Source organism: Paenibacillus oleatilyticus (assembly GCF_018998565.1).
In the GTDB taxonomy this organism is placed as follows: Bacteria; Bacillota; Bacilli; order Paenibacillales; family NBRC-103111; genus Paenibacillus_G; species Paenibacillus_G oleatilyticus.
Genome location: NZ_JAHNZO010000010.1, coordinates 1 through 23,422, shown reverse-complemented (window position 1 = coordinate 23,422; position 23,422 = coordinate 1). Strand labels below are relative to the sequence as shown.

The following is a 23,422-nucleotide window of genomic DNA, read 5'->3' as shown; positions in this document are numbered from 1 at the left end:
TCACACCCAAAGAGAGAGGATGGATTAATGTATGAATGACAAGCTGAAAGGTTTGGCGCTGGGCTTATCGCTGGGCGTTATGCTGACGGGATCGGTCGCCTATGCGAGCGGCACTCAAATTGAGGTATATTTTAAGCAGCTCAAATATATGTTCGACGGTGTAGAGAAAAAACCGACCGACGAGCAGGGGCAAGGTTTCATCTATAACGGCACGACCTACGTGCCGCTCCGATTCGTCAGCGAAGCGCTCGGCAAGGATGTCAGCTGGGACGAGAACAGCGGGACGATCTGGGTCGGCAAGAAAGGCGATCCGAACGCCGTCGTCGCAACCTACAAGGGCGGGCAGATGACATGGGGCGAGGCCAACAAGTTCGCTTCGGTCTTGCACTTGCTGAATAGTTCCGGAGAGGTTGACGAACAGTTCCTAAAGCATATGATCGCCTACAAATTGTTAGCAGGGCGGATTACCGCGGAGCAGAAAGCCGCCCTCCCCGCTGAAGTCGACAAAGAATACGGGGAAATAAAAAAATTTTTGATCGAACTGCACCAAACCGAGGACATTGCCTCCTTGCTGGCCAAGGAAGGATTGAGCGAGCAGGATGTGCGCGACTATCTCGGCCTCTACCTCGCCGCCGGAGAGGCCCTCTCCGCCCAAGCGACCGACGCGAAGCTGAAAGAAACCTACGATGCCGCCATTGCAGCGAAAACCGGCGAGTACGTGAAAGCGTCCGTGCGGCATATTTTGATCGGCTTCGAGGATTCCGCCGGCAAAGAGCGCTCGAAGGATGACGCCAAGAAGCTGGCGATCGACATCGCCGCAAAGCTGAAAAACGGCGAGGATTTCGCCGCACTGGCCAAGCAGTATACCGATGACCCGGGCTCCAAAGATACGGGCGGGTTGTACGAAAACCAGCCGGTAACGGATTGGACTGAGGCGTTTAAGAAAGCGGCTACCGAGCTGGAGCTGAACAAGATCAGTGATCCGATCGAGACCGAGTACGGCTACCATATCATGCGCGTCGAAGCCCGTTCCACGCAATCGTTCGACGAAGTGAAGGACGAGCTTAAGAATGACACGATGACCAAAGCTTACCGAACGTTTATGGATCAAGAGCTGCCGGGATTGATCGAGAAGCTCGACCTGCCTAAGGCAAAGTAATACATTTTACGAAAAAAATCGCACAATGATGAACAAGCCGGAGCGCTCTTTCGGGGCGTCTCCGGTTTTTTGCGTCCGGCCGATGGATTCGTCTGCCGGAATCGTGTAAAATGTTGAAGAATAACGGCTCTGCCGAATGGGCAATGCTGAGACTGGAAATCAAATTAAAGGATGGTCGCTACTTATGTTTGCAGCACAAGATTGGAAAGATTACGAATTGATCGACACCGGAGGCGGTGAGAAGCTGGAGCGCTGGGGCAGTATCGTGCTGCGGCGTCCCGATCCGCAGATTATTTGGCCGCTGCCCAAGGAGACGGGCGTATGGCGCGCAGCCGATGCCCATTACCACCGGAGCTCCAGCGGCGGCGGCAGCTGGGAATACCGCAAGGACATTCCCGAGCGGTGGACGATCTCGTACCGCGGATTGTCGTTTCATATTAAACCGACCGGCTTCAAGCACACCGGCCTGTTCCCGGAGCAAGCTGTCAACTGGAGCTGGATGATGGATAAAATCCGCAGCGCCGGCCGGCCGATCCGCGTGCTGAATCTGTTCGCTTATACCGGCGGCGCTTCCGTCGCGTGCGCTTCGGCGGGCGCCGAGGTATGCCATGTCGACGCATCCAAGGGCGTCGTGCAGTGGGCGAAAGAGAACCTGCAGCTGTCCGGTCTCGGGGACCGTCCTGTGCGCTTCATTACGGACGACGTGTTCAAATTCGTCCAGCGCGAGCAGCGCCGCGGCAGCAAATACGATGCGATTATTATGGACCCGCCGTCCTACGGACGCGGACCAAACGGCGAAACGTGGAAGCTGGAGACGAACCTGTATCCGTTTGTGGAAACGTGCATGAGCATTTTGACGGACAAGCCTTTGTTTTTCCTCATCAATTCCTATACGACGGGTATTTCCGCCACGGTGCTTCACAACACGCTTGCCTTGTCTCTCGGCCGGAGCCATGGCGGAACGATCACTTGCGGCGAGATCGGCCTGCCGATTACGGCCTCGAAGCTGACTTTGCCGTGCGGCATTCTCGGCCGCTGGGAGGCTTAGCGTATGGGCGGCTCTCATCCGCACGTGCCGGTGCTCTACGAGGACAATCACGTGATCGTCGTCGTTAAGCCGCCGAACGTTCCGACGCAGGAGGACGCGTCCCGCGACCCCGATCTGCTGACGCTGATCAAAGCCGATCTCAAGGAACGGCACAAGAAGCCGGGCAACGTGTACCTCGGTTTGGTTCATCGGCTCGATCGACCGGTAGGAGGCGTCATGGTATTCGCCAAAACTTCCAAGGCGGCCTCCCGGCTCTCCGATGCGGTCCGTACGCGTACGATCCGCAAGGTGTACACCGCCGTCGTGAACGGGCGGCCCAAAGAGCCTCAAGGAACGCTGCGGCATCATTTGCTGAAAGATACCAAGACCAATATGGTATCCGTCGTTCCCGCCTCGAAGACCGGTGCCAAGGAGGCGGTACTCGATTACCGCGTCCTGTCCGGCCGGGACGGCTTGTCGCTCGTGCAGGTAGAACTGCACACCGGACGGCCGCACCAAATCCGCGTCCAGTTCGCGGCCATTGGCTGCCCGCTCGTAGGCGATCAGCGGTACGGTGGTGCCCAGGCGAAACCCGGTCAGCAGATCGCGCTGTGGTCTACCCTGCTCGAATTCACGCACCCGGTGACGCAAGAAGCGCTCCGCTTCACGTCGGAGCCGCCGGGAGCCTTTCCTTGGCTGCTCTGGGACCTGAAAGCCGCAGGAGCGGTCTAAAGACGCGATAAAACCTCCGAAACCACGATTCAGGTGGTGTCGGAGGTTTTACTTTTTCGATATATATGGCCTTTATTTCGTCTTGATAAACACCGTCTGGGCCGCCTGGTCCCAGCTCACTTCGCTGCCAAGGGCCTCGCTGATGAAGCGTACCGGCACCATCGTGCTGGAATTGACGAGCTGCGCCGGAACTTCCAGCGGCTTCGGTGTCCCGTTCACCGTCGGCTGCGTGCTGCCGATTTGCAGGTAGATCGTCGTGCCGCCTTTGGTCGCCGTCACCGAACGTTCGGTCTCGTTCCAGGAAATCACTGCGCCGAGCCGCTCGAAAATCGCACGCATCGGCACCAGTACGCTGCCGTCCTTGTTAACCGGAGGCTGCTCGAAGGTTTGAAGCTCCCCATCGATCATCACTTTGATGGCATCGAAGCTGATGTAGAGCGGCTTGATCTCCAGCCCCCCGCCGAAATGCCGTTTACGGAGCGCCATAATTTCCTCCAGGGAATCGGAGCGCTGGCGCAGCACCTTCTTCACCGTCGTATCGCGCAGAGCTGTCAGCTCTTGAATCGTATTCTTTTGCGTTTTCTCCAACGAAGCGACGGCTTTATCCCGAATCGATTGCAGGTCTTTTTCGCCATCGGTCAAGATTTTATTGATTTTTTCCTCCGCATCCGCCCGTGACAAGCTGCCGTGACGGTACTTGTTCATCGTGCTGCCGGAGTAATTCTCGTTCGACTCGTTATGAAGCTCCCACATCTTGCTGCCGGAGTAGCTCGGGTTCATTTCGTTGGAAAAGCCCCACATGGTGCTTCCCGAATAGTTCGGATTGTTCTCGTTATGATATTTCCACATCAGCGACGAGCTGTAATTTTCATTGATTTGCGTAGCGAAGTTCCAATGCGTGCTTGACGAATAGTTCTCGTTATTGCCCGTCGCATATTTCCACAGCGCTCCGGACGAGTAATTCGGATTGATTTCCCGCTTGTACGCGTTCAGGGCATCGCGATAGCTGCTGCCGCTGTATTGTTCGGCCAGACTCTTATAATCCTTGTCCAACAGCGTCGTCAAGTAGTCGAGGTCCTCTTCGATCAGCTTATCGAACGTGCGCTGTTCGCCATGAATTTGCTCGTAGAAAGCGTTGTAAGCATCGGTCGATTTCTTTTTGTCTTCGTCGTACATCCCCCGGTATTTCGCTTCCAGCCGTTCGTACCGATCGTTGACCTCCTGAATGAGCGCCTTATCGTAATTCGCCGCATACGCTTGAGGCACGGCGTTTGCCGGGATGACGCTCGCCGCCGCAAAACCGGCCAGCAGCGCCATCGTTATCATGGTGTTTTTCTTCGTCATAGCGTTCCTCCTGCTTGTAAGTATGTAAGATATGACATACAGGAGCAAGTACTTCGATAGATGGAATGCATTTCCTTCTTTTCATGCAAAAAATGAATCTGCCGACCCATCCGGCCGGGAGCTTTTTCCTACATTGGTTTTACTTCCTTGAAATAGAGAAAGCTTATTCCCCTAAGAACAAATGTTTGTTATCATAATTACATGATATTCCAATTTGAAGACCGGGTGACTTCTAGTTGCACCGCCCGTCCTAAGGAGGCTTCTTTATCCGATGCTAGAACGTATAGAGCATATGCAAATCCCCGTCCATAACGTGGAGGAAGCGGTTCAATGGTACACGCTTCATCTCGGATTCCGCTTGGAAGGCCAAACAGCGGGAAGACACGCCTTCTTGACCTTGTCTTCCGGTCCTATGCTGATGCTGTGGGAAACCCGTGAGGAAACGCACGCCAATTTCACAGTCGGTGGAGAAACGATGCCGGTGCTGCTGTATCGCACGTCGGATATTCATGCTCTTCACGACAGGCTTAAGGGGATAGGCGCGCGAATCGCTTTTTACAAGGACGAAGGGTTCGGCTGGGTACTGAAGTTTTACGACCCGAGCGGAAATCTCTGGGGCGCCATACAGCCGAACCCGAACGCTTAAGACCTGGGGTATTTGACAACCGGCCACTTCTCCTTTCGCAGCGCTTCCAGCAGCTCCGGACCGACGAACAAGGTATCCTGAATCAGCTCGCTCGGAGTCAGCGCCATCCATTGATTGAGCGACACGTCGGCGAAGCGCGAACTCTTGAACATTTCCAGAAACCACAGGGTTTCGCTGCCGGTATTCTGAATATAGTGGCCGAAAGCGGCGGGCACATAGCCTACGTCGCCGGCTCTGTAGTCGAATGTGCGGGCTGTACCGTTCGCTGCGAATGCGGTCATCCGGCCCTGACCCGTCAGGTAGTACTGCCATTCATCACTGTTCGGGTGCCAGTGCAGCTCCCGCATGCCTCCCGGTTCAATCTCCACCAGCGCGGCGGCAATAGTCACAGAGACGGGAAAATTGCTGGAATCCACGATCCGCGCCGTTCCGCCCGGCGTCCGAATCGGCTCCTGCGCTAGCAGCCTGTAGGTGAAGCTCTGCGGGACGTTGCCGTACGGATCGGGAACCTGCTGTGTTGGAATCGGACCCGGCACCGGGGCCTGGAACATGTAGCGCTGCCGCTTCGGAATATGCGCAAAGGCGCTTTCGGGCACGCCGAAATTTGCCGCCAGCACGTCCTTGGGCGTATGCGCCAGCCAATCGGAGATGGAGAACGTATCGTTCTCGGAGAAGTTGCCGTTGTCGAACACGAGCAGAAACTCGCAGCCTTCTTCCAGCCCTTGAATGGAATGCGGAATGCCGGGAGGAAAGTACCACAGGTCTCCGACGCCTACATCGGCAATAAAATTGCGGCCGTTCTGATCGACCGCAGTGATCCGCGCCCTGCCGATCATGACGAACGCCCACTCCGCCTCTTTGTGCCAATGCAGCTCGCGCACGCCCCCCGGTGTCAACCGCATGTTGACCCCTGCGATCGTGGTTGAGATGGGCAGCTCTCTTACCGTAACTTCCCGGGACCATCCGCCAGGCTCGAGCCGCATATGGGTATCGGAGAAGGAAAACTTCAGATTCGGGACCGTGCCGGCGTCAGTTACCGGAGGAACCAGCATGTTCGGATTCTCCAGGTCCCGCAGCACATCCCTCGGCCCGGGATCGTCCGCGCCTGCGCCATCCTCCCTTATCGGCTGCGGCACATGCACAAAGCCGCAATGTTCCAAAGGTCGTCTATCCATGGAACACACTCCTCTGCTTCCGAATCGAATCCGTCGACGTTCTTCGCCCCAGTATATAAGTCTATGAGCGGCGTTCGGCGCATATGTGACGAAATTGGAAAAAGACCATGCGCCGTCATCCGACAAGGTTGTACAAAATCGCCGAACGTCTTTTCAAAGCAAGCGGGGATATGGTATGATGGATTTACAAAAAAAGTTATTGCCTGCAAACCAGAAAGGCCGCGAATGTTCCAGCATCCGCGACCTCGCTACAATAGATTGCCCTCAAGGCGATCGGCGCAAGGAATAACCAAGCGGTAGACCTCTCGGGTTCCAAGGCTCAAGGGAGGTCTACTTCTTTTTTAAGTAGGAAAGTAAAGCGAGAATAAACATGCCGAACATGAACATCAACGTTACGGCATCCTTTACTTCCATGGCATCACCTCCTTCCGGATTCGCCGATGCGAACCCATGAATGGCAGGGGTGTGCCAACCGTCCTTGAGTGCCTTTGCCTATTGCATCCACATTATACCATACGCCATGACAAATGAGAACATATTTTCGTATTTTACTTTACGAAAACGCTAAGCATTGGCAACCTTGCCCAGCAAGTATACGAGCAATTGCTGATTGTGCGAGGAAATTCGGCTCAAATATTGCTGCAAAAAACGTTCGCGGATTTGCACGCCGCGTTCGCATTCGAAGCGCCCCTTCTCCGTTACCAATACCCACACGATACGGCGGTCCTTCTCGTCCCGCTCTCTTGCAATTAACCCGCTCTTTTCCATCCGGTCAAGCAGCGTCGTAATCGCCGCGGGCGTCGTCGCCAAATACTCGATGAAATCCGAAGGCTTCATCCGGTCTTGCTCGGAAGCCAACAGCCTTTCGAGCACCGTAAGCTGTCCTTCCGTCAGCGTCGGAGCAAGCTCCGTTTCCATATGCGTGCGCAAATCTTTGGACAATTTCCACCACAGCTTGGCAAATTCCTGAGTTATCACAATCATCACTCCCGAAAAACCAATCTTTTCCCTAATTATAGCATTGACCTCCGTCTTTTTAAAGGTTAACCCCATGAATATTTTAGGACATAAAACGATAAAATCAGGTACCTTTTGACGGAGTTCAACATATACTGCACATGGGACATTCGCCTATACGCGGAGCTTGTCAATCCATGGAAGACAAGGAGTGGAAGAATGGAAGACTGGAAGCGCAAAATCGGAGAAAACGCATTGACCAAAGGAATCATAAACGACCCAAACTGGCTCGAAAAGCTGGACGATTCGATGCCGGTATGGGCCGTTCTGCAATTGATGCTGGAGCTGCTCGAAAAGCTCGAGCCGCAATACACCAGCTATGATTAAGTGATTTTCAAAATATCCGTTACCGTTTCGTTCTTATTGGCCGGTACGACGTATTTCCCTGTAGATTTGCGGTCATCGATCGGCGTCTGCTCGGTCGAGAACGTCACTCTTCCGCCTGTACTAAGGATGGCGGTCAGGTCGAACGGCTCTTTAACAACAAAAGCGCCCTTCAGCTCCGATCCGTTCGGCTTTACCCGCTTGCCCTCCTTGAATTCGAACGTAATAATCCCTTTGCCCCCGCGTCCTTGAATCGGATAATCCGCAACGAGCGAACGCTTCGCATACCCGAGCTCCGTCATGACGACGACTTCGCCTTCGTCCCCGTCGATCCAATCGGCGGCTACGACCTCATCGTCATCCTTAAGCTGAATGCCGCGAACCCCGGCAGCGGCGCGTCCCATCGGATTCACTTCGTCCTCCTTGAAGCGGATGGCCATCCCCTGCTTCGTCACCAGCAGCAGCTCCTTTGAGCCCGTGCTAAGCAAGACATTGATCACCGCGTCCTGATCGCCCACTTTGCAAGCGACGATCCCGGTCGAACGGTTCGTAAAATATTCCTTCAGCTCGGTCCGTTTGACCTGCCCTTTGCGCGTCACGAACACGAGCGACTTGCCCGGCTCCTCGAAATCCTTGACCGGCAGCACGTGAATAATGCGGTCGTCCTTGGAAATCGGGATGACGTTGACGATGGCGGTGCCGTTCTCCTTCCATTTGTACTCCGGAATTTGATGCACCGGCAGCAGGAAGTATTGCCCCTTCTGCGTGAAAATCAGCAGGCTCTCCAGCGTATTGACGTCGAGCAGATAGCGAAGATAGTCGCCTTCCTTCAGACCCGTCTTGTCAATCTCGCCACCGGAACGGATAAAGGACAGCTTGCCCGTACGCTTGATATAGCCTTCACTGGAAAGCGTAACGAAGACGTCTTCGGCCGTCACCATGACTTCCAGATTGACTTTAAGCTCTTCCACTTCGTCCTGGATGTCCGATCGGCGATCGATGCCGTACTTGTCGCGGATTTGCGACATTTCATCCTTAATGACAGCCAAAAGCTTCTTCTCGCTGCCAAGAATCCCTTTCAGGTACGCGATCGTTTTCTGAACATCCTTCCATTCTTTTTCCAAAGAATGAATCTCCAGATTCGTCAAACGATACAGCTGCAAGGTCAAAATCGCATCGGCTTGCCGTTCGGTAAAGCCGAATTTGGCGACGAGGTTGTTCTGGGCGTCCTGACGGTTTTTCGACGCTTTAATCGCGGCGATAACCTCGTCCAGGATGTTGAGCGCCTTAACCAGCCCTTCGAGCACATGGGCGCGGTCTTCCGCCTTCTCCAGCTCGAATCGCGAGCGGTGGGTAACCACTTCTTTCTGGTGGTCGATGTAGGCCTCCAGCATATCGCGCAGCCCGAGCTGCTTCGGCGTCTTGTTGACGATGGCGACCATGTTGAAATTATAGGCTACCTGCAGGTCGGTTTTCTTAAACAAATACGCCAAAATCCCCTGCGCATCCGCATCCTTTTTCAGCTCGACGACAATACGAAGACCCTCGCGGCCGCTTTCGTCGCGAACCTCCGCTATGCCTTCGAGTTTTTTCTCCAGACGGATATTCTCCATCGTCGTTACCAGGCGGGATTTCACAACTTGGTAAGGAATTTCGGTTATGACGATCTGCTGGCGTCCGCCGCGCAGGTCCTCGATCGCCGTGCGCGCCCGCACATAGATGCGGCCCCGGCCGGTTCGATACGCGTCGCGTATCCCTTCCGAGCCCATAATAATGCCGCCGGTCGGAAAATCCGGGCCTTTGATAGTGCCCATCAATTCCTCCAGCGTGCTGTCCGGCTTATCGATCAACGCAATGCAGGCATTGATCACCTCGCGCAGGCTGTGCGGCGGAATTTCCGTCGCAAACCCGGACGAGATCCCGCTAACGCCGTTAACGAGCAAATTCGGAAATCGCGAAGGCAGCACGACCGGCTCCTTCGTCGTATTGTCGAAGTTATCCTTGAACTGGACCGTCCGCTTCTCGATGTCCCGCAGCAGCTCCATGGCGATTTCGGATAACCGCGCTTCGGTATACCGCATCGCAGCCGGCGGGTCGTCGTCCATCGAGCCCCAGTTACCATGGCCGTCAACCAGGACATGGCTCATTTTCCAAGGCTGCGCCATCCGCACCATGCCTTCATAAATCGAAGCGTCGCCGTGCGGATGGTAATTACCCATTACATCCCCGACCGTCTTCGCCGATTTGCGGTACGGCTTATCCGGCGTGTTCCCGGAATCGTACATGGCGTACAGAATACGCCGCTGCACCGGCTTTAAGCCGTCCCGCACGTCCGGGATCGCGCGGTCTTGAATGATATATTTGGAATACCGGCCGAACCGGTCGCCTACAACCTCTTCCAGAAAGGCCGGCAAAAAATTTTCCGAGATACTCACAAAAGGCCCCCCGTTTATTCTTCAAATTCCGTGAAGTCCACGTTCTCGATGATCCAGCGCTTCCGCGGATCGACTTTATCCCCCATCAGCGTAGATACGCGCCGCTCGGCTTTGGCCGCATCTTCGATCTGCACCTGCAGCAGCGTGCGCGTCGCCGGGTCCATTGTCGTTTCCCAGAGCTGGTCGGGGTTCATCTCACCGAGTCCTTTGTAACGCTGCAGCTCGATGTTTTTGCCGAGCTCTTTGGTTAGCGCGTGCAGCTGCTCGTCGGTCCAAGCGTAACGGATCGTGCTGTTTTTGCCCGCTTTTTTCGTCACCTTGAACAGCGGCGGCTGGGCGATATACACCTTACCCGCGTCGATGAGCGGCTTCATGTACCGGTAGAAGAATGTCAGAAGCAGCACCTGAATATGCGCACCGTCGGTATCGGCATCCGTCATAATGATAATTTTCGCATAATTGCTTTCCGACTCGTCGAATTCCGGGCCGACCCCTGCGCCGATGGCGGCAATGATCGCCTTGTATTCGTCGTTTTTCATAATATCGAGCAGCTTGGCCTTCTCCGGGTTCATCGGCTTGCCCTTGAGCGGCAAAATCGCCTGATGCTTCGAATCGCGCCCCTGCTTCGCCGACCCGCCGGCGGAATCGCCTTCGACGATGAACAGCTCGTTGCGGGTATAGTCCTTCGATTGCGCCGGCGTCAGCTTGCCGCCAAGGTTCGAGCTTTCGCTCTTGCCCTTCTTGCCGCTGCGCACCTCTTCCCGCGCCTTTCTCGCCGCCTCGCGCGCTTTGGCCGACTGGATCGCCTTCTTCATGATCATCTGCGCGACCTGCGGATTTTCCTCGAGGAATACCGCCATTTTATCGGAGACGACCGAATCGACCGCGCTCCGCGCCGAAGCGCTGCCGAGCTGGTCCTTCGTCTGGCCGACGAATTCGACCTCGCCCATCTTGATGTTGATGACCGCCATCATGCCTTCGCGCAGGTCCTGCCCATCCAGGTTTTTCTCCTTTTCCTTGAGCATGCCGTTCTTGCGCGCATAGTCGTTCATGACGCGGGTATAGGCGGTTTTGAAGCCCGTTTCGTGCGTCCCCCCGCCGCGCGTCGGAATCGAGTTGACGAAGGACACGATCGTCTCCGTATAGCCGTCGTTATACTGCATCGCCACTTCGACTTCGATTTCGTCTTTTTCCGCTACAAAGTGAATGACGTCGTGCAGCACCGTTTTTTCCTCGTTCAGGAACTGCACGAACTGGCTGGCGCCGCCTTCGTATTGGAACTCCTCCTGCTTATCCGCGCGCTGATCGGTCAGCGTAACCTTCAACCCCGAATTCAAAAAGGCGATTTCCTGCAGCCGCTCGTAGAGCGTATCGAAATTGATCGTCGTTCCGCCCTGAAAGACGCGCTTGTCGGGCTTGAACGTCACCTTCGTTCCACTTTTGCGCGTAGAACCGATCACTTCCAGACCAGTGACAGGCTCTCCGACATGCTCCTTGCCTTGTTCGTCGACCCAATATTCAAACCGCTGGCGGTGTGTTTTGCCTTCGCGGTAAATTTCCACTTCAAGCCATTCGGACAGCGCATTCGTCACGGAAGCGCCTACGCCGTGCAGACCGCCGGACTTTTTATATCCCCCGCCGCCGAACTTGCCGCCGGCATGAAGCATCGTAAACACCACCTGCGGTGTGGGAATCCCCGTTTTGTGCATGCCGGTCGGAATGCCGCGGCCGTTGTCGCACACCGTCACGGACTGATCCTTATGAATCGTCACGTCGATCTGTGTACAATGCTTGGCCAGATGCTCATCTACGGCGTTATCGACGATTTCCCATATCAGATGGTGAAGCCCGGACGTGCTGGTACTGCCGATATACATCCCCGGCCGCTTGCGTACCGCTACCAGTCCTTCGAGCACCTGGATATCGTCTGCACCGTAGTCCGCCGGCGCTGCTGTCGTTTTTCCAAACAAATCGAGTTGATCCGCCATCGCAGCCTCCCTAAAAACACCTATGTCTCCGCAACATTATAACATTTGAACGGATTAGTTCAATACATCTTTTTTCGTGAATACCGCAAACGAGACGATCACCGACGCGATTCCCCATACGGTCAACACCGCCAAGGAGAACGGCAAATCCATGCCTTTGATGGGCGGAAGCGTCCCGCTGAGATACGTTGTCAAGTTCAAGTTGACCATGAACAAATATTTGGCCGCCTCCCAAGAAGAGACCATATTCGTCAAGATCGTGCCCGAGATGAGCAGCGCCAGCATGATGCCCATGCCCGCCGCCGTGCTGCGCACGAGCACCGAGATCATCAGTGTCATTACCGCGACGATGAGCGCCGCATACCAGACCAGCCCCAATTCCATGATCAGGTACAGCCAGTTGTCCACCGGCCGGACGAACGAAAAGTCGACCTCGGTCCCCTTCACCTGAAACCCGAAGAACACTGGCATGTCCCAGCCTCCGTAGCCGAATACGACGCCGGAAATAAGATAGCATAAAATGGCTGTCGCAATCACGATAAACGAAGTGAACAAGATCAGGCTCAGCAGCTTGCTCAAGAGGACTTTCCAGCGCTGCACCGGACGCGTCAGCAGCAGCTTGATCGTCCCTGTCGTATGCTCCCCGGATACCATATCGGCAGCAACGACCATAACCATGAGAGGAATGAACAAATTTACGGCATTTTTCACAAACTCTCTAGTAAAGGTTACCCCGTTCGGCTCGGCCGGATTCACATCTTTATCCAGATAGTACTGGGCCAGCTTCACTTCAACGCGGCGCCACTGCTTCCATTCCTCAGGCACGCGTCCGCTGCTGAGACTGCGGGTATAGTCCACAATCTTCTGCCGCTGCTCGACCCGCCAGTCGGTCGTCCCGAACTGCTTCCGGTTGCTCTCCGCCACTTTCATCTGCGCATAGGTGAACATCGGGATGATCGCGGCCAAAATAAGCAGCACGACGAGCAGCCGCTTTTTTTTGATCATTTTGATGCACTCGTTCTTGACCAGCGGATACAAACTAACCAATGCGCTCACCCTCCGTCAGCTTCAGGAATAAATCTTCCAGAGTCGGAAGCTTGATTTCGATGCCGTGGAGCGCAACGCTCGCTTCCATAAGCTGCCTCGACAGCTCCGGAATCGCCTCCGGATTTTGCAGAGCAACCAGCCGCGGCACCCCTATCTCCGTCCCGGCCTCATCCGCGAACGAGACCGACTGCACCTCGGGATGCGATTGCAGAACCTTTAGCGCCGTCTCCGCCGGAAGTACGCTCCAAACGACCGTGCTGACGGATTCGTCCACAAGCGACGATACCTCGCCGACCGTAATGACCTCGCCGTGGCTTATTATGGCGACGCGGTCGCACATTTGCTGAATTTCGCTGAGCAGATGGCTGGAAATGAACAAGCTGAGCCCGCTCTCGGCCAGCTGGCGGATAAATTCCCGCAGCTCCTTGATCCCTTGCGGATCGAGTCCGTTGGTCGGCTCGTCCAAAATAAGCAGCTTTGGATCGTTCAGAAGCGCTTGGGCGATACCGAGACGCTGCCGCATGCCCAGCGAGTACGTTTTAACTTTATCGTGAATGCGCGCATCCATGCCGACGATGTCCACCACTTCGCGGATACGCTTCTCCCCCACGCCCGGCAGCATGCGGGCAAAATGCTCCAGGTTTTCCCAACCGCTGAGGTACGAATACAGCTCCGGATTTTCCACGATACAGCCGACGTACTGCAGCGCTTCGTTATGCTCCTTATTCACGTCGTAGCCGCAGATGCGGATCGAGCCTTCCGTCGGCTTGATCAAGTCTACCAGCATTCGGATCGTCGTCGTTTTTCCCGAGCCGTTCGGTCCGAGAAAGCCGAAGATCTCCCCGGCGCGCACGTCGAACGAAATGCCTTTGATGATCAGCCGTTTGCCGATCGTCTTTTTTACGTTATCGACCGCCAGAACAATGTCCGCGTCTCTGCCTTTCCGATGCTGTTCTCCGGCCTGAGCCATGCGCTTCCGTCCTCCCCGCTATTTTAAAATGTCGACGATCCGATCCGCGATCCGGTCCGCGATCCGGTCGTAGCCGTCCTGGTTCGGATGAAAATGATCCGTATACAAATACTTGTTCAAATTCAGCTCGAACAAATCGTACGTCGGCACCAGCGTGATGTTCGGGTACCGGTTCGCCAAATCGAACGCCGCCGCGTTCCACTGCTGGATGAGCGGAGCCCCTTCGCGTTGGGGGTCCAGATCGAGGAACGGATGGTACAGGCCGACGTAAAAAATTCGCGCATGCGGGCTCGCCTTGCTAACCCGGTCGAAAATTTGCTCAAGGCTCTTTAATGCATCCGGGATGCGCTCCGCCGCCGCTTTCGGGTTAAAGCCCGCTCCGGCCTCCTGATCCGGCGAGCCCGGGGTGCTTTTCGGCGCTTCGGCGCCGTCGCCCGGTCCGAAGATACCCGCTCCGCCCTGGAACAAATCGTTGCCCCCGATCGTCAGCAGCACCAGATCCGCCTCGGCAAGCGACTTGGCGATGTCGGCTTTCTTGTCCCAATCCTTAAGCAAATCGGCCGTCCGATAACCCGGAATCGCAAAATTGTTGTAGACGAACACCGGCTTTCCCAGCTGCTTCTCCAGCTTGTCCCTTACGTCGCCGACATACCCTTTGCCCGACAAATCGCCGGTGCCTGCGCTCAGCGAATCTCCTAGCGCCACGATTCGGATCTGATCCTTCGCTTCCCAATTGTCCGTCTTCGGTTTCGCAGCGGGCTGCTGCGGAGCCTCTGTTGCGTCGCGCGCAACGGGCTTCGGAAAAATAATCTGATTGATGCCGTAGGCAAATCCGACAGCACACAGCACCGTCGATAACAGCGCGGCAAAGCCGACGGTCCGCCACAACCATCGCGTGGATCTCATGCGTTCTCCCCCAGTTTTCAGCAGCTTCATCTGCAAGGACTGATCACTTCAGTAACTATACATTTTAGAGTAGCGGTTTGCCGCGCGATTTGCAAACTTTGGGGAAAAGAGGGGATTGAAAGAGGGATAACCGAGGGTAATCGACACGCGAAGAAAAGCGTCAAATTGGAGTTCAGACGCTCAAATATTTAAGCGGATTTTGCTGTTGGCCGTTCTTGATGATCTCGAAATGCAGATGGACGCCGGTCGAGTTCCCTGTGCTGCCCATCACGCCGATTTTTTCGCCTTTCTTGACGCCATCCCCTTCACGGACTACGACTTTGCTAAGATGCCCGTACAGCGTCTCATACCCGTTCTGGTGATCGATGACGATGCAGTTGCCGTAGCCCGATTTCCAGCCGGCATATGTCACCTCGCCGTGATCGGCAGCCATAATCGCCTTTTGCTCCGAGACAAAATCCGTACCGTTGTGATTTTTCCCCCAGCGCAGCCCGAATTCGCTCGTTACTTTGGGCTGCAGCACCGGCAGGGCGAACTTCCCCGTACCTACGCCTGGAATCACTTTCGTCCCTTGCTTCACGACCGTCCGTACCGGCAATTCAAGTATCGTTTCGTCGACTACCGACTCGCTTGCTGGCTCGCCGTTCACGCGAACGGCTTCGTAGGTCACTTGCTTCCAGCCGGGCTTGCCGCTCGCCACGATCTGAATGACGCCCGCCTGCAGCTCGCTGTCTTTTTCGTAAACAATGCCGCTCGCTATTCGGACCTGCTCGGTACGCGTCTCGACCGTTTTGACCGACAAAAGCGGCTGATTGACCGAAAGCTGAAGCGTCTGTCCGACGCGGATCAAATCCTTCTTGATCTGCGGGTTGTTTGCCCGGATTACATCGGCAGATACTTGAAACTTCTGTGCAATTATTGAGAGGCAATCCCCTTTCTGCACCGTATACGCGAAAGGCTGGTCGGCGCCGCTTAAAAGCCGGTTCAGCACCGTTTCGACCGGCTCGACCTTACCTGGGGCGACGGCCGTTTCGAGCAGCTGCACGTCCTGGGTAAACTCGGCGGTCACTTTCACCTTCGGCCGGGACCCGCCGTCTGCTTCCGACAAGATTGCAACCCCCTTCTCCTTGGACGCGTTCAAGAAAGGCGCCTTCACCTCATCCAGGAGGGCTGCGGCAGTAAAGACGTCCTTCACAACGCCGACCGCCGTACCGTCAATCCGAATCTCCGTTGCCAGAAAAGCAAAAACTAGCTTATCGTTCAGCGCGGCGATCACCGCATCATTGTCGTATACGCCTTGGAACGCTTTGTTTCCTTCGAACCGAACGAACCGAAGCCGCTCTAGATTGGACGTGACGCGCGCATTGTCGTACTGCCGCTCTACTTCTTCGTACCGGGACAACTTCCATTTCTTCACAATTTCCGGGTCGCTGACCGTCCCCACATGCTGATCGTCCAAAAACACGTCAAACCGATAGACCGGCTGCGCTTTTGCGAACCATCGGCCCGAGATCAAGACGGCGACGATGACCGCAAAGGCCGTTCCCCATTGCACCAGCTCCAGCAGCAAGCCGGGTGTGACAATGCGCTTTTTCAACGTCATTCCCTCCCTTAACGGATCGTTTCGATGTTCGTAGCAGCGAACAAGTTCACTTCCCCATGTATATGTCGGAGGTACGACGAGTAGACAAAAAAACAAAAAACCCCCGGCGTTTCGGCTTGCGCAAAAACGACGAGGGCAGTCATAACATGACGATCCGCTTACTTGGACGCCAGTTGATCGGCCATGCGATGAAGATTGGTTAAGCTGATTTGCAGACTATCCAGCGGGTTGCCCGGACAAACGTCCTGCTCCACCGCGTACCATTCGATGCCGCTCACTTCGCCCCACTGCAGAATCGGGATGAAGTCGATGACGCCCGTACCCACTTCGGCAAACGTCTGACGTTCGTCATTCGACATGTCCTTCAAGTGAATGATCGGCATGCGGCCGGCATAAGGGCGGATAAACGGCACCGGATCGAGGCCGCCCTTTTTCACCCAGTATACGTCAACTTCAGCCAGCACGGCGTTGTCCTTGGACGGCTCCAGCAAATATTCGAGCGCGGATACCCCGTTCACGGTCGTCTCGAACTCGAACGCATGGTTGTGGTAGCTGAGCCGGAAGCCGAGCGGAGCGAGCTTCGCCGCCACTTCGTTCAGCTTGGCGCGTACCGCCCGGTACCCTTCTTCGCCGCGCAGATCAGCGGCAATGAACGGGCAGATCAGGTCGCGCGTACCGAACAGCTTGGCCTGCTCGACGATCGTTTCAAGCTCGTTTTGCAGCGCTTCGTAGCTAACGTGCATCCCGGCGGTGCCAAGCCCCGTCTCCTTGAGGACGGATGCGATTTCTTCGGCGGTATAGCCCCGCAAACCGGAAATTTGCACACCGCTCCAGCCCATCCGTTTCAGCTCCCGCAGCACGCCCGGAAAATCTTTCTCCAGCTCGTCACGCAGCGTATACAATTGTGCCGCAAACTTGTTTTTCACAACGATGTCAGCTCCTTTGATTTAAGGAGAGCGCATAAGCAGACGATGCCTGGCAATGCGCTTCCGGTGGGTATTGTTCACGTTAACAATCATACCACACCGGCCAATATCTGTTAACCCGTTTCTTTCAAAAAGCGGTACTGCGCTTGAATCAGTCCATGATAAATGCCTTGGTGACGCATCAACTCCTCGTGATTGCCCTGTTCCATAATTCGTCCGTGATCCAATACGAGAATATGATCGGCATGACGAATCGTCGACAACCGGTGAGCGATGATGAAGGACGTGCGTCCCGCCATCAGCGTCTTGAGCGCTTCTTGAATTTTCAGCTCCGTCTCCGTATCGATGCTGGCCGTCGCCTCGTCCAGAATGAGGATGCGCGGGTCCGCCAGAAGCGCCCGGGCAAACGAAAGCAGCTGGCGCTGCCCCATCGACAACACGTTCCCTCTCTCCTGCACCTCGGTATCGAAACCGTTCGGCAAATTCACGATAAATTCGTGAGCGCGGACAGCCTTGGCCGCCGCCTCCACCTCCTCGTCGGTCGCATCGAGCCGCCCGAACCGGATGTTGTCGCGAATCGTCCCGGAGAAAATGAATGTGTCCTGAAGCACGATCCCGATCTGCGAACGCAAGCTTTGAATCGTCACGTCGCGGATATCGTGACCGTCGATGCTAATGCTGCCTCCCGTTACATCGTAAAAGCGGCAAAGCAGATTGATGATCGTGCTTTTGCCCGAACCGGTATGGCCGACAAGCGCGATCGATTGGCCGGCCTTCACGTTCAGATCGATTCGCTGAAGCGCATGCCGTCCCGGCTCGTATTCGAATTCCACCTGCTTGAAGTCGATATCTCCGCGAATCGTCGGCAGCGGCCGGGCCGAAGGCTTCTCCGCCACGTTCGGCTGCTCGTCGATATATTCGAAGATCCGCTCCGACGAAGCCATCGCAATGAGCATCTGCGAATACATTTGGCCGAGCCGGTTGATCGGCTCCCAGAAGCTGCCGATGTAAGAAGCGAAGGCTACGAACAAGCCGACGGTCATCTCCCCGCTTTGAATGAAATAAGCGCCAAGCAGGAACAAAATAAAGTAGCCGACCGCCCCGGTGACCTCGATAATCGGGTTAAACGACTGGTTCAAGGTCGATGCGCGGTTCCACGATTTATGGTTATCCTGGTTCATTTGCTCGAAATAAGCGATATTCTGCTTTTCCTGCGTGAACGCCTGCGTCACCTTGATGCCCTGGATGCATTCGTTCAGATGCGCGTTAATGCGCGACGTCTTCGTCTGGACGACCTGCCAGGCGCGGCGAATTTTCACGCGCAGCCGAGTCGAAATCAGGAACATGATCGGAACCGTGACAATAATCGCAGCGCCCAGCTTGACATTGTAAAATAATAGGATGAAGATGATGCCGATCAGCTGCACACAGTCGATCATCAGGTTGACCGCGCCATTCGTCAGCAAGTCTTGAAGCGAGTTAACATAGTTCGTCACGCGAACGAGAATCGAGCCGGCCGGACGTTTGTCGAAAAACCGGAACGACAGCCGCTGAATATGGCTGAACAAATCGTGGCGCAAATCGTAGATGATCCTCTGGCCAATCTCGTTCGTATACCGGATCCGGTAGTTGTTCGCGAGCCATTGAATGATATACAGCACGAACATGGCGCCTACGCAGAGTGCGAGCAACTTGCCGTCCTTCTGCTTCAGCGCGTTGTCGATCGCAAAGGCGATCAGAAGCGGATTCAGCAGCTTCGTCAGAGCGCCGACGGCCATCATAATCAGGATGACGGGCGCCATCTGCTTCGCATACGGCTTCATATATTTGCCGACGCGCTTGACCTGAACCCAGTCGAACCCTTTGTCAAGCTCCTCGTCGTCTTGATAGACGAACCGGGATTTCAGCAGTTCCTCGCCTTCGGGCTTCGAACCGCCGGATGAATGGTTTCGTTGTCCGCTCAATGGGCAAACCTCCTTACGTTGGCTTGAGAGGCAGCAGCCACTTCCGCCGTCGACTCGTTGTGCTTCACTTGTTCATCGGTACCGGCATCACCATCGATCTCCTCCGGCTGATCGGCAAACTGAATTTTGTACGTTTCGAGGTACGGCCCCTCCTGCTTCATAAGCTCGGCGTGGGTGCCCCGCTGCACGATCCGGCCCTCATCCAGCACCAAAATTTCATCCGCATGCTTCAGCGAAGAGATCCGGTGCGCGATAATAAACGTCGTACGGCCCTTCATCACCTCTTCGAAGCCTCGTTGAATTTCGTGCTCGGTTTCCATATCTACGGCACTCGTGGCATCGTCGAGAATTAAAATTTTCGGATTTTTCAGCAGCGCCCGCGCAATCGCAATCCGCTGCTTTTGCCCGCCGGATAGGCCCAGGCCGCGTTCGCCGACGATCGTATCGTAGCCCATCGGCAGCTCCATGATGAAATCGTGCGCTTTAGCCAGCTTCGCCGCCTGAATGACCTCTTCCATGGTCACGTCGTCAACGCCGTAAGCGATATTGCCTCTGATGCTGGAAGAGAACAGAAATGTCTCCTGAAAAACGATCGCCATTTGACTGCGCAGACTTTCCAGCGTGATGTCGCGAATGTCCGTTCCATCGAGCGTAATCCGGCCTTCCTTCACATTGTAGGCCCGCAAAAGCAGCTGAATGACCGTCGATTTCCCGGAGCCTGTACCGCCTAGCAGACCGATGACCGAACCCGCAGGCGCATCCAGATTGAAATCGGTGAGCGCCGGCTGCTTATCCGTATACGCGAAGGTCACGTTGTCGAACCGGACGTGGCCCTGTACCCGGTCGGGCTGCAAAACGACTGCATTCTCTTTATTTTTCACGTGTTCGTATTGATGCAGTACCTCAAGCAGACGTTCGCCGGCCGCTTTCGATTGCGTAAAGTTGTTGATATGAAAGCCGATGCCCCACATCGGGCCGATGATGTACCAGATCAAGCTGAAAAAGGCGACAAGCTCTCCGAGCGAAATGCTTTCGTTCATCACCATCCAGCCGCCGACGCCGAGCAGAATGACGACGCTCAGGTTGGCGAACAGCTCCATCAGAGGAAAATATTTGGCCCAAATGCCTGCGGTCAACACGTTGTTATCCTTGTAGTTTCCATTGCGTTCGGCAAATTTGTCGATTTCATGCGGCTCTCTCGCGAACGACTTGACCGTCCTTACCCCGGTAATGTTCTCCTGCACGGAGGTCGTCATGCTGCTCATCGATTGACGGATCGACCGGAATGCCGGATGAATTTTTCCCTCGAACCGGATTGCCGTATAGACGAGGAACGGCATGCAAATCATGGTGAGGAGCGTCAGCTGCCAATTGATCGACACCATCATGATCACGCCAAAAGCGAACATCATGATCACGTTCAAAATCTGGACGAAGCCGAAGCCGATAAAATCCCGTACAGCTTGCAGATCGGCCGTGAGGCGCGACATCAAATCTCCTGTGCGCGCTTTGTCGTAATACTGAAACGACAAGTACTGCAGCTTCCGGTAAAGGGCGGCCCGCAGGTTGAATGCGGTTTGGTTGCCGAGCCGTGCACTGGTCGCGCCGTGCAGAAACTGAAAGGTCGCCTTGACGATCATCACGCCGGCCACGAGAAGCGCCAGGTACGGGACGGCCGAGAACTGCCCTTTCGAAATCACTTCGTCGATCAAGTACCGAAGCAGATTCGGGTACACGAGTCCCAGCGCCGTTGCCGTCATCAGGCAAACGATCGAGGCGTACAGAAACCTTCGTTCCGACCAGTAAAACTCCTTCAGCTGCTTAAATACTTCCATGGAGCTCCTCCTTCTCCGGCTTTGCTGCGAGAGCGCTTCCTTTCCGCGCAAAGCCTCTGCCGACACATTTTTTTCTCATGGAATACGGCGGTAGAGCCGCAAAAGCAAAAATGGCTTTCGAAGCGGAATGATGGCTCCGAAAGCGTTTCAGCTATGAGAAGAAGTGTAGCATCATCCCCAAGGGGCGGCAAATACGGGTTGCCCCATAATCTTGATTTTCCCAGAGTATTCCTTCAAATCGTCACAATATAGAAGCACAGCGCTACTATTTCTCCCGAATAATACGAAATCGTTGAAATGAAAGCCTTTTCACGAAAACAAAAATCCGAGGTCGCCCGCCATCGGACAACCTCGGATGTAACCGTTCGGCACTCATCAAAAATGAGGCTCATTCCTCTAAAAATATCGTCATTTCATCCAATAAAATTCAACAATTTGCCGTGCTTTGCCTGAAGCTCGTTCAAATCGATCTTCATTTCTAGCGCTTCCAGCAGCCCTTCGCCATGCTCCTCCAGCGCCTGCCGGAGCCGGTCCGCCAGCTCCTGCATCACGCTTCGCAGCTGCTCCGCGTAAGCTTCCTCCAGAAATGCCGCTTGCGTATCGGCAAAGCGCGTCATCGGCGCGTTCAGCCGGGCTTCCAGCTCCCGGCGCAGCTCCGCTTTCCCGTCGCCTTCGAAGAACTGCTTCGCATTTTTAAAGAAGCCTGCCAGCCACTTCGGCTGTACGTCTGCTGCCTCCAGCATCGCATTCAGCTCGGGCGTCTTTAGCTTAAACGGCTCGAACCCCGGGGCTTCGAAGGACGGAATTCCTCCGGTCCGGACGGCTTCCGACCAGTTTTTCGAGGCGTCGCCCGCCATACGGTTGATTTTGTTCTCGATCCGCAGCGTGGTCGCCAGCACTTCCTGGTTCAAGTCAAAGGACAGCATCCGTCTCAGGTCCTCCCAAGCGGACTGCATGACCGTTTTCGAATCGCGGCGGTCGTCGCGGAATACGGCCGGGTTGAAGGCCGTATTGAACAGATCGCCGAAACGGTAGGACGTGCGCTGCTTGACATAGTACAGCAGCTCCTGAATTTCCTTGGACAGCTCGCGGGCTTCCGCGTCCGTGTTCGGGGCGGCAAGCCGCTTCTGGGCTTCGGCAAGCGCCGTGCGCAGCGCTTCCGCTTGACGGCGGCGCTCGGAAGCGTCCGCCTGGGCACTGTCCATCCAGCGCTGGAGCACATCGGCCGCACGGCGGATATCCGCATCGCCGGCCCGGACAGCCATCTCGGTCAGCTCCGCGAACGTAAAGCGGACGAACTCCCGCTCGAAGCGCAAGATGCCCGATTGCTCGACCGTCTCCCGGTCCTCCTGGATTTTCCCTTCAAGCGCATAGTAGCTCGACAGCGGATAAATCCGCGGGTGCCGGATGCCATGCTGAAGCAGGTTCGTTTCGACGTGCCTGACGACCCCTTCCAGCTCTTCGGCCGAGGAAGCCAAGTCGGCGGCATTGACGATGAAAAACATTTTATCCAGCTCAAAGCTGTCTTTCACGCGTCCAAGCTGCAGCAAAAACTCTTTATCCGCATGGGAAAACGCATGATTATAATACGTAACGAACAAAATCGCGTCGGCGTTCTTGATGTAATCGAACGCTACGCCGGTATGACGCGCGTTAATGGAATCCGCTCCCGGCGTATCGACCAGCACGACGCCCTGCTCGGTAAGCGGGTTCGCGTAGTACAGCTCGATCAGCTCGACGAAGCATGATTTGGCCTCGTCGGCAGCATACCGGCCGAACTCATCGGCCGTGACGCGCAGCTCTTGGCCCAGGTGCGGGCTCATCTCCGTCCAGCCCTTCTCGACGGCTTTAAGGAATGCGTAATGCGGCTTGCCCTTGCCTGGAACTTGATCGGCTGCGAGCTTATGAATCGCAGCCAGCGCCTTATCCATCGAATTTACATCTACACCCAAAACTTCCAACGAATAAAAGACATCGGAGGCCAGCCGTTCCGGCGTTTTCATTCGTACTTTGGCCGTGCCGTGCGGCCAGCCCTCTTCCGGGTCCGGTGGCATGATTTTGTTGATCGCCGCGGTCGTCGGATTCGGCGATACCGGCAGCACCCGTTCGCCGATCAGCGCATTGGCGAACGACGATTTGCCCGCGCTGAACGCGCCGAAGAGCGCGATGGTGAAGCGGTTGTTCGCCAGCCGCTCCGCCTTCTCTTCGAGCGAGCGGCGGATGCTTTGCAGCGCCGCGGCGCCGGCCAGCTCCTGCGCGGCGCCGCCCAGGCGCGCGGCGGCTTCGTGCAGCCGCCGCCGGTGTCCGCCTGCGGCGAGCGCGTC

The 23,422-nt window shown here is 55.6% G+C and carries 19 protein-coding genes; 5 read left to right on the top strand and 14 right to left on the bottom strand.

Translation table 11 applies throughout. The features are described 5' to 3' along the window. Window positions 1-31: 31 nt before the first annotated feature. The 3 genes from KQX66_RS14565 (at window position 32) to KQX66_RS14555 (ending at window position 2,918) form a co-directional block, all read left to right on the top strand. A complete protein-coding gene (locus KQX66_RS14565; RefSeq protein ID WP_216793574.1) occupies window positions 32-1,159 on the top strand; it encodes a peptidylprolyl isomerase in 1,128 nt (375 codons plus the stop codon). Window positions 1,160-1,343: 184 nt separating this feature from the next. Next, window positions 1,344-2,207 carry a class I SAM-dependent methyltransferase gene (locus KQX66_RS14560; RefSeq protein WP_216793573.1) on the top strand — a complete coding sequence of 288 codons (864 nt, stop codon included), beginning with the start codon at window positions 1,344-1,346 and terminating at the stop codon, window positions 2,205-2,207. Window positions 2,208-2,210: 3 nt separating this feature from the next. Beyond that, window positions 2,211-2,918 carry an RluA family pseudouridine synthase gene (locus KQX66_RS14555; protein ID WP_216793572.1) on the top strand — a complete coding sequence of 236 codons (708 nt, stop codon included), beginning with the start codon at window positions 2,211-2,213 and terminating at the stop codon, window positions 2,916-2,918. 72 nt (window positions 2,919-2,990) lie between these two features. Here the strand turns inward: KQX66_RS14555 and KQX66_RS14550 are convergent, their stop codons facing one another. Beyond that, the gene (locus KQX66_RS14550; RefSeq protein WP_216793571.1) at window positions 2,991-4,262 is read right to left on the bottom strand and encodes a stalk domain-containing protein; all 1,272 of its coding nucleotides are present in this window, start codon (window positions 4,260-4,262) and stop codon (window positions 2,991-2,993) included. Between the two features lie 271 nt (window positions 4,263-4,533). On the opposite strand from KQX66_RS14550, the gene KQX66_RS14545 reads away from it, so the two are divergent. Next, window positions 4,534-4,908, top strand: a complete 375-nt coding sequence (locus KQX66_RS14545) for a VOC family protein (protein ID WP_216793570.1) — start codon at window positions 4,534-4,536, stop codon at window positions 4,906-4,908. Here the strand turns inward: KQX66_RS14545 and KQX66_RS14540 are convergent. The 3 genes from KQX66_RS14540 to KQX66_RS14535 form a co-directional block, all read right to left on the bottom strand. Then, entirely contained in the window at window positions 4,905-6,083 is a 1,179-nt protein-coding gene (locus tag KQX66_RS14540; RefSeq protein WP_216793569.1) for an oxalate decarboxylase family bicupin, read from the bottom strand. The two genes, KQX66_RS14545 and KQX66_RS14540, sit on opposite strands and share 4 nt — an antisense overlap. Before the next feature lie 330 nt (window positions 6,084-6,413). Next, window positions 6,414-6,497 carry a putative holin-like toxin gene (locus KQX66_RS37800; protein ID WP_220389023.1) on the bottom strand — a complete coding sequence of 28 codons (84 nt, stop codon included), beginning with the start codon at window positions 6,495-6,497 and terminating at the stop codon, window positions 6,414-6,416. A 150-nt stretch (window positions 6,498-6,647) separates the two neighbouring features. After that, entirely contained in the window at window positions 6,648-7,067 is a 420-nt protein-coding gene (locus tag KQX66_RS14535) for a MarR family transcriptional regulator (protein ID WP_253957162.1), read from the bottom strand. 192 nt (window positions 7,068-7,259) lie between these two features. Here KQX66_RS14535 and KQX66_RS14530 point away from each other — a divergent pair, with 192 nt between their 5' ends. After that, the gene (locus tag KQX66_RS14530) at window positions 7,260-7,427 is read left to right on the top strand and encodes a hypothetical protein (protein ID WP_216793568.1); all 168 of its coding nucleotides are present in this window, start codon (window positions 7,260-7,262) and stop codon (window positions 7,425-7,427) included. Here KQX66_RS14530 and gyrA read toward each other — a convergent pair. The 10 genes from gyrA to KQX66_RS14480 form a co-directional block, all read right to left on the bottom strand. Next, on the bottom strand, window positions 7,424-9,859 hold the full coding sequence (gyrA, locus tag KQX66_RS14525; RefSeq protein ID WP_216793567.1) for a DNA gyrase subunit A: 2,436 nt from the start codon (window positions 9,857-9,859) through the stop codon (window positions 7,424-7,426). The two genes, KQX66_RS14530 and gyrA, sit on opposite strands and share 4 nt — an antisense overlap. A gap of 14 nt (window positions 9,860-9,873) precedes the next feature. After that, window positions 9,874-11,847: a DNA topoisomerase IV subunit B gene (parE, locus tag KQX66_RS14520; protein WP_216793566.1), complete on the bottom strand. Its 1,974-nt coding sequence runs from the start codon at window positions 11,845-11,847 to the stop codon at window positions 9,874-9,876. A gap of 54 nt (window positions 11,848-11,901) precedes the next feature. Further along, complete coding sequence (locus KQX66_RS14515; protein ID WP_216793565.1) at window positions 11,902-12,894, bottom strand: DUF2705 family protein; 993 nt, start codon at window positions 12,892-12,894, stop codon at window positions 11,902-11,904. After that, the gene (locus KQX66_RS14510; RefSeq protein WP_216793564.1) at window positions 12,887-13,864 is read right to left on the bottom strand and encodes an ABC transporter ATP-binding protein; all 978 of its coding nucleotides are present in this window, start codon (window positions 13,862-13,864) and stop codon (window positions 12,887-12,889) included. Before KQX66_RS14510 ends, KQX66_RS14515 begins: the two co-directional genes overlap by 8 nt. A gap of 18 nt (window positions 13,865-13,882) precedes the next feature. Then, complete coding sequence (locus tag KQX66_RS14505) at window positions 13,883-14,770, bottom strand: GDSL-type esterase/lipase family protein (RefSeq protein ID WP_216793563.1); 888 nt, start codon at window positions 14,768-14,770, stop codon at window positions 13,883-13,885. A gap of 172 nt (window positions 14,771-14,942) precedes the next feature. After that, window positions 14,943-16,367 carry a peptidoglycan DD-metalloendopeptidase family protein gene (locus tag KQX66_RS14500; protein ID WP_216793562.1) on the bottom strand — a complete coding sequence of 475 codons (1,425 nt, stop codon included), beginning with the start codon at window positions 16,365-16,367 and terminating at the stop codon, window positions 14,943-14,945. A 164-nt stretch (window positions 16,368-16,531) separates the two neighbouring features. Beyond that, window positions 16,532-17,299, bottom strand: coding sequence for a sugar phosphate isomerase/epimerase family protein (locus KQX66_RS14495; protein ID WP_216793561.1), 768 nt, complete (start codon window positions 17,297-17,299; stop codon window positions 16,532-16,534). Between the two features lie 113 nt (window positions 17,300-17,412). After that, window positions 17,413-19,263 (bottom strand): ABC transporter ATP-binding protein, encoded by a 1,851-nt coding sequence (locus tag KQX66_RS14490; protein WP_438804194.1) that lies wholly within the window; start codon window positions 19,261-19,263, stop codon window positions 17,413-17,415. Further along, a complete protein-coding gene (locus tag KQX66_RS14485) occupies window positions 19,260-21,098 on the bottom strand; it encodes an ABC transporter ATP-binding protein (protein WP_216793560.1) in 1,839 nt (612 codons plus the stop codon). Before KQX66_RS14485 ends, KQX66_RS14490 begins: the two co-directional genes overlap by 4 nt. Window positions 21,099-21,511: 413 nt before the next feature. Further along, on the bottom strand, window positions 21,512-23,422 hold a 1,911-nt coding region (locus KQX66_RS14480; RefSeq protein WP_253957161.1), incomplete at its 5' end, for a dynamin family protein.